The organism is Kitasatospora sp. NPDC001539, assembly GCF_040298565.1.
Taxonomy (GTDB): domain Bacteria; phylum Actinomycetota; class Actinomycetes; order Streptomycetales; family Streptomycetaceae; genus Kitasatospora.
In genome coordinates this window covers 1-7,137 of record NZ_JBEPAK010000311.1, presented here as the reverse complement: position 1 = coordinate 7,137, position 7,137 = coordinate 1, and the positions used below count along the sequence as shown (strand labels likewise).

Here is a 7,137-nt window from a genome sequence, read left to right as displayed (position 1 = left end):
CCGGACTGCTGTCGCTGTGCGCGACCACCGGCGTCCGTCCGGTGATCGACTCGGTGCCGCCGCCGGTTCAGGGATTGAGCACGATCTTGCCGAAGACGTCGCCCTTGGCCAGCCGGGCGAAGCCCTCCCGGGCCTCGGCCAGCGGCAGCACCGAGTCGATCACCGGACGGACGCCGGTGGTCGCGCACAGCGACAGCAGTCCGGCCAGCTCCTCCTTGGTGCCCATGGTGGAGCCGACCACCTTGAGCTCCAGGAAGAAGATCCGGTTCAGCTCGGTGGCGCTCGGGTTGGGGCCGGAGGTGGCCCCGGAGATCACGATGGTGCCGCCCGGACGCAGCGACTTCACCGAGTGCGACCAGGTCGCGGCGCCGACCGTCTCCATCACCGCGTCCACCCGGGCGGGCAGCCGGGCACCGCTCTCGAAGGCCGCGTCCGCGCCGAGCTCGACCGCCCGGCGGCGCTTGGCCTCGTCCCGGCCGGTGACCCAGATCCGCAGGCCGGCGGCCTTGCCGAGGACGATCAGCGCGGTCGCCACCCCACCGCCGGCGCCCTGCACCAGGACGGTGTCACCGGGCTTGACCCCGGCGTTGGTGAACAGCATCCGGTAGGCCGTCAGCCAGGCCGTGGGCAGGCAGGCGGCCTCCTCGAAGCTCAGTTCGGCGGGCTTGGGCAGCAGGTTCCAGGTGGGCACGGCCACCTGCTGGGCGAAGGTGCCCTGGTAGCGCTCGGTCAGGATGGACCGCGGCTCGTCCGGGCCCACCCCGTGCCCGCTCTGGCCGATGACCGAGTGGATGACCACCTCGTTGCCGTCCTGGTCGACGCCGGCGGCGTCGCACCCGAGGATCATCGGCAGCTTCTCGGCCGGCAGGCCGACCCCGCGCAGCGACCACAGGTCGTGGTGGTTGAGGCTGGCGGCCCGGACCGTGACCACGCTCCACCCGGGACGGGCCTGCGGCTCGGGGAGTTCGCCCAGCTCCAGCCCGCTCAGCGGGTCGTCGGCGTCGATACGTGCGGCGTAGGCAGCAAACATGCCCCGGACGATAGCCGGGACGGCCGGAGCCGGGAACCACGCAAAGGTGTGACGCGTGTCCCGGCCCCGGGCCGTTGCCCTGCGGATCCCCGCCCGGAAGCGGGGTCCAGTCCTCGTCAGGTCGTCAGGTCGTCAGTTCGTGCGTCCGCACGTCGCCGGACCGTCAGATCCGCGCCACGCCCTCGGCGCGGGCGGCCTCGGCCACCGCCTTGCTGACCGCCGGGGCGACCCGCTCGTCGAACGGCGAGGGGATGACCTTCTGCGGGGTCAGCTCGTCGGCCACCACGCCGGCCAGCGCCTTGGCGGCGGCCAGCTTCATGCCCTCGGTGATCCGCGAGGCCCGCACCTGGAGGGCGCCCGCGAAGATGCCCGGGAAGGCCAGCACGTTGTTGATCTGGTTCGGGAAGTCGCTGCGCCCGGTGGCCACGACGGCCGCGTACCGGTGCGCCACCTCGGGGTGGATCTCCGGGTTCGGGTTGGCCATCGCGAAGACGAACGCGCCCTCGGCCATGGTCGCCACGACCTCCTCCGGCACGGTGCCGCCGGAGACGCCGATGAACACGTCGGCACCGGCCAGCGCGTCGGCCATCGAGCCCTTGAGGCCGGCGCGGTTGGTCAGCGCGGCGATCTCCGCCTTGACGTCCGTCAGGTCACCGCGGCCCTCGTACACCACGCCCTTGCGGTCGCAGACCGCCACGTCGCCGATGCCCGCCGCCAGCAGCATCTTGGCGATGGCGATGCCGGCCGCGCCGGCGCCGGAGATGACGGCCCGCAGCGAGCCGACCTCACGGCCGGTCACCTCGGCCGCGTTCCACAGGGCCGCGGTGGTGACGATCGCGGTGCCGTGCTGGTCGTCGTGGAAGACCGGGATGTCCAGGGCCTCCTGGAGCCGGCGCTCGATCTCGAAGCAGCGCGGGGCGGAGATGTCCTCCAGGTTGACGCCGCCGAAGGAGGGCGCCAGCCGCACCACGGTCTCGACGATCTCGTCGACCCCGGTGCAGGCCAGCGCGATCGGCACCGCGTCCACGCCGCCGAACTGCTTGAACAGGATGGCCTTGCCCTCCATCACCGGGAGCGAGGCCTCCGGGCCGATGTCCCCGAGGCCCAGCACCGCGGTGCCGTCGGTGACCACCGCGACGGTGTTGGACTTCCAGGTGTAGTCGTTGACCAGCTCCGGCTGCTCGGCGATGGCCGTGCAGACCCGGGCCACGCCGGGGGTGTAGGCCAGGGACAGGTCGTCCGCGTCGCGCACCGGAACGGTCGCCCGGATCTCCATCTTGCCGCCGCGGTGGAGCGCGAAAACGGCGTCGACCGGATCGTCGGTGTCCTGGGTGCTGCTCTGAATGATCTCCGCTGCCACGATGACCTCTTCGTCATTGTTCTGGCGAGGTGCGCGGCCGACGGAGGGCACGACCCGTCCGGAAACCGGAAACCGGGTACGCCGAAGCGGACCCGGGGTCGGGGTCGGGGCGCCCGTCGGGTGGCGCCCTCGGATGAGGGTTTTATGGGGTCTTGTGTTGTCCGCGTAGTGCTACCGGGCCGAGCGTAGGTCGGACCAAGGCATCGCACCTATGCCTTTTCGTCCTCGTCGCGCACCGTTCATCGCCGTGCTGTCGCGTCGACCGGGCCCGGCGTCGGAAGCGGCGGGCCCGCAACGGCAACGGCGTGAACGCACGCACACCCGTAGGAGTGAACGCAGACCCGGAGGGGAGTCGGCACCCCGGATACGGAGCCACGTGATGACTTCCGGTCCTGGGCACCCCGAGCCTGTCGGGGCTCGTCGGCCTGGTTCGAGTGTTCGGGGGTCACCCGGAACGAATTCTGACACACCCGCCGCCGGGCCCGGCAGGCCGGGATGACAGGATCGCTTGTCCGCCGTTCGGCGGACACCGCAGCGACACCCAGGCGACCGCACTACCGCCCACAGGAGCAACATCCATGCCTCACGTCCTCCAGGTCCGCCGTCCGCTCTTCGTCGCAGCCGCACTGGCCGCGGCCGGCGCCCTGCTGCTCACCGGCTGCGCCGGTGACGGGCCGGCCGCCGCGAGCGACCCGGTGAAGGAGCTCCGCGCCAAGCTCCCGAAGGCCCAGCGCTCCGCCGGGGTGCTGCGCATCGGCATGGACGTCAACTACGCGCCGGTGGAGTTCCACGGCCCGGACGGCAAGCCGACCGGGCTCGACCCCGAGCTCGCCGCGGCCCTCGGCCGGATCCTCGACGTGCGGATCGAGTTCGTGGACACCCCGTTCGACAAGCTGATACCGAACCTCCAGGGCAAGCAGTTCGACGTGGCGATGTCCGCGATCAGCGACATCCGCCAGCGCCGCGAGGGCCTGGACGAGAACGGCAAGCAGGTCAACCCCGGCGTGGACTTCGTGGACTACTTCATCGCCGGCACCTCGATCGTCGTCCCGAAGGGCAACCCGAAGGGCATCAGGACCCTGGACGACCTGTGCGGCAAGACCGTCGCCTTCCAGCAGGGCACCACCCAGGACGACATCGCCGGCCGGCAGGTGGCCGTCTGCGCCCGCACCGGCCGCCAGCTGACGGTGCACAAGGTGGACACCGACGCCAAGGCGCTCGCCGAGGTCGCCTCCGGCGCCGCCGCGGCCGGCCTGAACGACTTCCCGGTGGCCGCCTACGCGGCGAAGACCACCGACGGCGGCAACCGCTACGAGGTGACCGGCGCGCAGTCCACCTCCATCCCGTACGGGATCGCGGTGCGCAAGCAGGACACCGACCTGCGGGACGCCGTGTCCAAGGCGGTCGACCAGCTCATCCGCAGCGGCGAGTACGACAAGATCCTCGCAAAGTGGAACGTGGCCGCCGGCGCGGCGCAGAACGCGGTGATCAACGGGGGCATCTGAGCGGTTCCGTCCCGACCGGGGGCGGGCGGCCCCCGGCGGGCCTCCGGGCGGAGTGCGGAGGGGTCTGCATACTTATACGCAGGGTGACAGGGGCACGCGAATCGTCCGAATAGCGGACAGCACGAGCCCTCGTTATCCGATTTTGATCTGGATGAGGGCCACCTGACCGTCATCAGATGGCAGGATTCCCCCCATCTCGGATCGAGCCGACCACCGGTCGAGGCGGTTCCGGTCGACGTCCACCTCGGCGGAGGGTGGCGGAAGCAGTATCCCGCACCACCCTGGGCGGTCACCTGCGCCCAGGCAACTGCACCACCAGGCATGCCCGTACGACGACGTACAGCGACCTGGCCTCCGTACGGACCCGTACGACCAGCTGCCCCGGTGCGCCGCTGCCGCGGCGCACTCCGCCCGATTTCTCTCCCCAGGAGGAGATCCCCCTCATGACCGCCCGTACCCAGCGCACCCGCTTCCTCGCGGCCGGCGTGGCTGCCGTGTCCGTCTCCCTGGTGCTGACCGGCTGTGGCAGCAGCAAGTCCTCGACCGGCACCTCCGGCGGCGGCGTGAACGCCAGCGCCACCGTCCCCGCCGTGACCGCCGACCCGTCGCTGGCCGCCGCCGTCCCGGCCGACATCAAGGCCGCCGGCAAGATCGTGGTCGCCACCGACGCCTCGTACGCGCCCAACGAGTTCAAGGACGAGAAGGGCACCATCATCGGCATGGACGTCGACCTGGCCAACGCCATCGCCAAGAAGCTGGGCCTGACCGCCGACGTCCAGAACGCCACCTTCGACGCGATCATCCCGGGGATCACGGGCAACAAGTACACGATGAGCATGAGCTCCTTCACCGACACGACGGAGCGCGAGGCCTCGGTCGACATGGTGACCTACTTCAGCGCCGGTACGGGCGCCGCGGTGAAGAAGGGCAACCCGGACAAGATCGACCCCAAGGACCTCTGCGGCAAGAAGGTCGCCGTCCAGACCGGCACCACCCAGGCCTCGGAGATCAAGGACACCATCAACCCCGCCTGCGTCAAGGCCGGCAAGCCCACCGTCCCCAACGACGGCGACAAGTTCGACCTGCAGACCGACGTCACCCAGGCGCTGGTCTCCGGCCGCGACCAGGTCATGCTGGCCGACTCCCCCGTCGTCGACTACGCGATCAAGCAGACCAACGGGCAGCTGGAGAAGGTCGGCGACGTCACCGACACCGCCCCGTACGGCGTCGTGCTGGCCAAGGGCTCGCCGCTGTCCCAGGCCGTCCAGGGCGCCATCCAGTCCCTGATGGCGGACGGCACCTACAAGAGCATCCTGGAGAAGTGGGGCGTGCAGGCGGGCGCGATCGACAAGTCCGTCGTCAACGGCGCCACCAGCTGAACCCGTTGTCCTGAACACAACCCCTGAGGCCACACAGTGAACTCTTCCGACCAGGGGTCGGCGCAGCCGGGACGGCCCGAAACCCTCAAGGCCGTCCCGGTCCGCCACCCCGGACGCTGGGTCGGGGCAGCAGTCGTCGCGGTCCTCGCGGCGATGCTGATCCACGCCCTCACCACGAATCCCCAGTTCCAGTGGGACGTCGTCGGCACGTACCTCTTCGACTCCACGATCCTGCACGGCCTCGGCGTCACCCTCGAGCTGACCTTCCTCTCCATGCTGATCGGCGTCGCGGGCGGCATCGTCCTCGCGATCATGCGCCTTTCGCCGAACCCGGTGCTCTCCAGCACCGCGTGGTTCTACATCTGGGTCTTCCGCGGCACCCCGGTGCTGGTCCAGCTGCTGTTCTGGAACTTCCTGGGCACGCTCTGGGCCGAGATCTCGATCGGCATCCCGTTCGGCCCGACCTTCTGGTCCGAGCCCACCAACCAGGCGATCCCGCTGTTCGTCGCCGCCCTGCTCGGTCTCGGCCTCAACGAGGCCGCCTACATGGCGGAGATCGTCCGCGGCGGCATCCAGTCCGTGCCGCTCGGCCAGACCGAGGCCGCGCACGCACTCGGCATGAGCCAGTTCAACACCATGCGGCGGATCATCCTGCCGCAGGCGATGCGGGTGATCATCCCCCCGACGGGCAACGAGACCATCTCGATGCTGAAGACCACCTCGCTGGTCTCGGCGATCTCGCTGGAGGAGCTGCTCCGAGCCGGGCAGAACATCTACTCGCGCACGTTCCAGACGATCCCGCTGCTGCTCGTCGTCAGCATCTGGTACCTGCTGCTGACCTCGATCCTGACGGTCGTCCAGTACTACATCGAGCGCCACTACGCGCGCGGCGCCAACCGGGTGCTGCCGCCCACGCCGCTGCAGCGACTGCGCCGGCTGTTCGCCGGCAAGCCCGTCCCGCCGGCCAAGGACGACGTGGTCACGGGCCTCGAAGGAGGTGGCCACGTATGACCGACCTGACCAAGCCCCCGGCCGACGGCCGGCCCGCGCCGATGGTCGAGGCGCACGGGGTGCGCAAGTCCTACGGCCTGGTGGAGGTGCTCAAGGGCATCGACCTGGAGGTCAAGAAGGGCGAGGTGTTCGTCCTGGTCGGCCCCTCCGGCTCCGGCAAGTCGACCTTCCTGCGGTGCATCAACCACCTGGAGAAGATCAACGGCGGCCTGCTCTCGGTGGACGGCGAGCTGGTCGGCTACCGGATGAAGGGCGGCCGGCTCCACGAGCTGAAGGACCGCGAGGTCGCCCAGAAGCGCCGCGACATCGGCATGGTGTTCCAGCACTTCAACCTCTTCCCGCACATGACCGCGCTGGAGAACGTCACCGAGGCACCGGTGCAGGTGCGCAAGGAGACCAAGGCCGCCGCACGGGAACGCGGGATGGCCCTGCTGGAGCGGGTCGGCCTCGCCGACAAGGCGAGGAACTACCCCTCGCAGCTCTCCGGCGGCCAGCAGCAGCGCGTCGCGATCGCCCGCGCGCTGGCCATGAAGCCCAAGCTGATGCTGTTCGACGAGCCGACCTCGGCGCTCGACCCGGAACTCGTCGGCGAGGTGCTGGACGTCATGCGCGGCCTGGCCGAGGAGGGCATGACGATGATCGTCGTGACCCACGAGATGGGCTTCGCCCGCGAGGTCGGCGACGCGCTGGTGTTCATGGACGGCGGGGTGGTGGTCGAGTCCGGCACGCCCCGCGAGGTGCTCACCAACCCCCAGCACGAACGCACCAGGACCTTCCTCTCCAAGGTGCTCTGACCCCGTCCGGTCGGGGGCCCGGCGCGGGCCCCCAGCCGCGCGGCCCGGGGGCGGCCCG

At 70.4% G+C, this 7,137-nt stretch carries 6 protein-coding genes; 4 read left to right on the top strand and 2 right to left on the bottom strand.

The genetic code is table 11. The features are described 5' to 3' along the window. Nucleotides 1-67 precede the first annotated feature (67 nt). Both ABT247_RS30150 and ABT247_RS30145 read right to left on the bottom strand, forming a co-directional pair. A complete protein-coding gene (locus tag ABT247_RS30150; protein WP_350748811.1) occupies nt 68-1,030 on the bottom strand; it encodes a zinc-binding dehydrogenase in 963 nt (320 codons plus the stop codon). A gap of 163 nt (nt 1,031-1,193) precedes the next feature. Further along, nucleotides 1,194-2,390 carry an NAD(P)-dependent malic enzyme gene (locus ABT247_RS30145; RefSeq protein ID WP_392894478.1) on the bottom strand — a complete coding sequence of 399 codons (1,197 nt, stop codon included), beginning with the start codon at nt 2,388-2,390 and terminating at the stop codon, nt 1,194-1,196. 578 nt (nt 2,391-2,968) lie between these two features. Between ABT247_RS30145 and ABT247_RS30140 the strand changes: the two genes are divergently transcribed. The 4 genes from ABT247_RS30140 to ABT247_RS30125 all read left to right on the top strand — a co-directional run bounded on the left by ABT247_RS30140 (nt 2,969) and on the right by ABT247_RS30125 (nt 7,079). Further along, nucleotides 2,969-3,895 carry an ABC transporter substrate-binding protein gene (locus tag ABT247_RS30140; protein WP_350748808.1) on the top strand — a complete coding sequence of 309 codons (927 nt, stop codon included), beginning with the start codon at nt 2,969-2,971 and terminating at the stop codon, nt 3,893-3,895. Between the two features lie 443 nt (nt 3,896-4,338). After that, nucleotides 4,339-5,274 carry an ABC transporter substrate-binding protein gene (locus ABT247_RS30135; protein WP_350748805.1) on the top strand — a complete coding sequence of 312 codons (936 nt, stop codon included), beginning with the start codon at nt 4,339-4,341 and terminating at the stop codon, nt 5,272-5,274. A gap of 36 nt (nt 5,275-5,310) precedes the next feature. After that, nucleotides 5,311-6,285, top strand: coding sequence for an amino acid ABC transporter permease (locus ABT247_RS30130; RefSeq protein ID WP_350748802.1), 975 nt, complete (start codon nt 5,311-5,313; stop codon nt 6,283-6,285). Beyond that, nucleotides 6,282-7,079 (top strand): amino acid ABC transporter ATP-binding protein, encoded by a 798-nt coding sequence (locus tag ABT247_RS30125; RefSeq protein WP_350748799.1) that lies wholly within the window; start codon nt 6,282-6,284, stop codon nt 7,077-7,079. Before ABT247_RS30130 ends, ABT247_RS30125 begins: the two co-directional genes overlap by 4 nt. Nucleotides 7,080-7,137 lie beyond the last annotated feature (58 nt).

What these genes read in the sequence shown, in the direction of transcription:
- ABT247_RS30140 (WP_350748808.1), top strand. Translation starts at nt 2,969, where the DNA reads ATGCCTCACGTCCTCCAGGTCCGCCGTCCGCTCTTCGTCGCAGCCGCA.
- ABT247_RS30135 (WP_350748805.1), top strand. Translation starts at nt 4,339, where the DNA reads ATGACCGCCCGTACCCAGCGCACCCGCTTCCTCGCGGCCGGCGTGGCT.
- ABT247_RS30125 (WP_350748799.1), top strand. Translation starts at nt 6,282, where the DNA reads ATGACCGACCTGACCAAGCCCCCGGCCGACGGCCGGCCCGCGCCGATG.
- ABT247_RS30150 (WP_350748811.1), bottom strand. Translation starts at nt 1,030, where the DNA reads ATGTTTGCTGCCTACGCCGCACGTATCGACGCCGACGACCCGCTGAGC.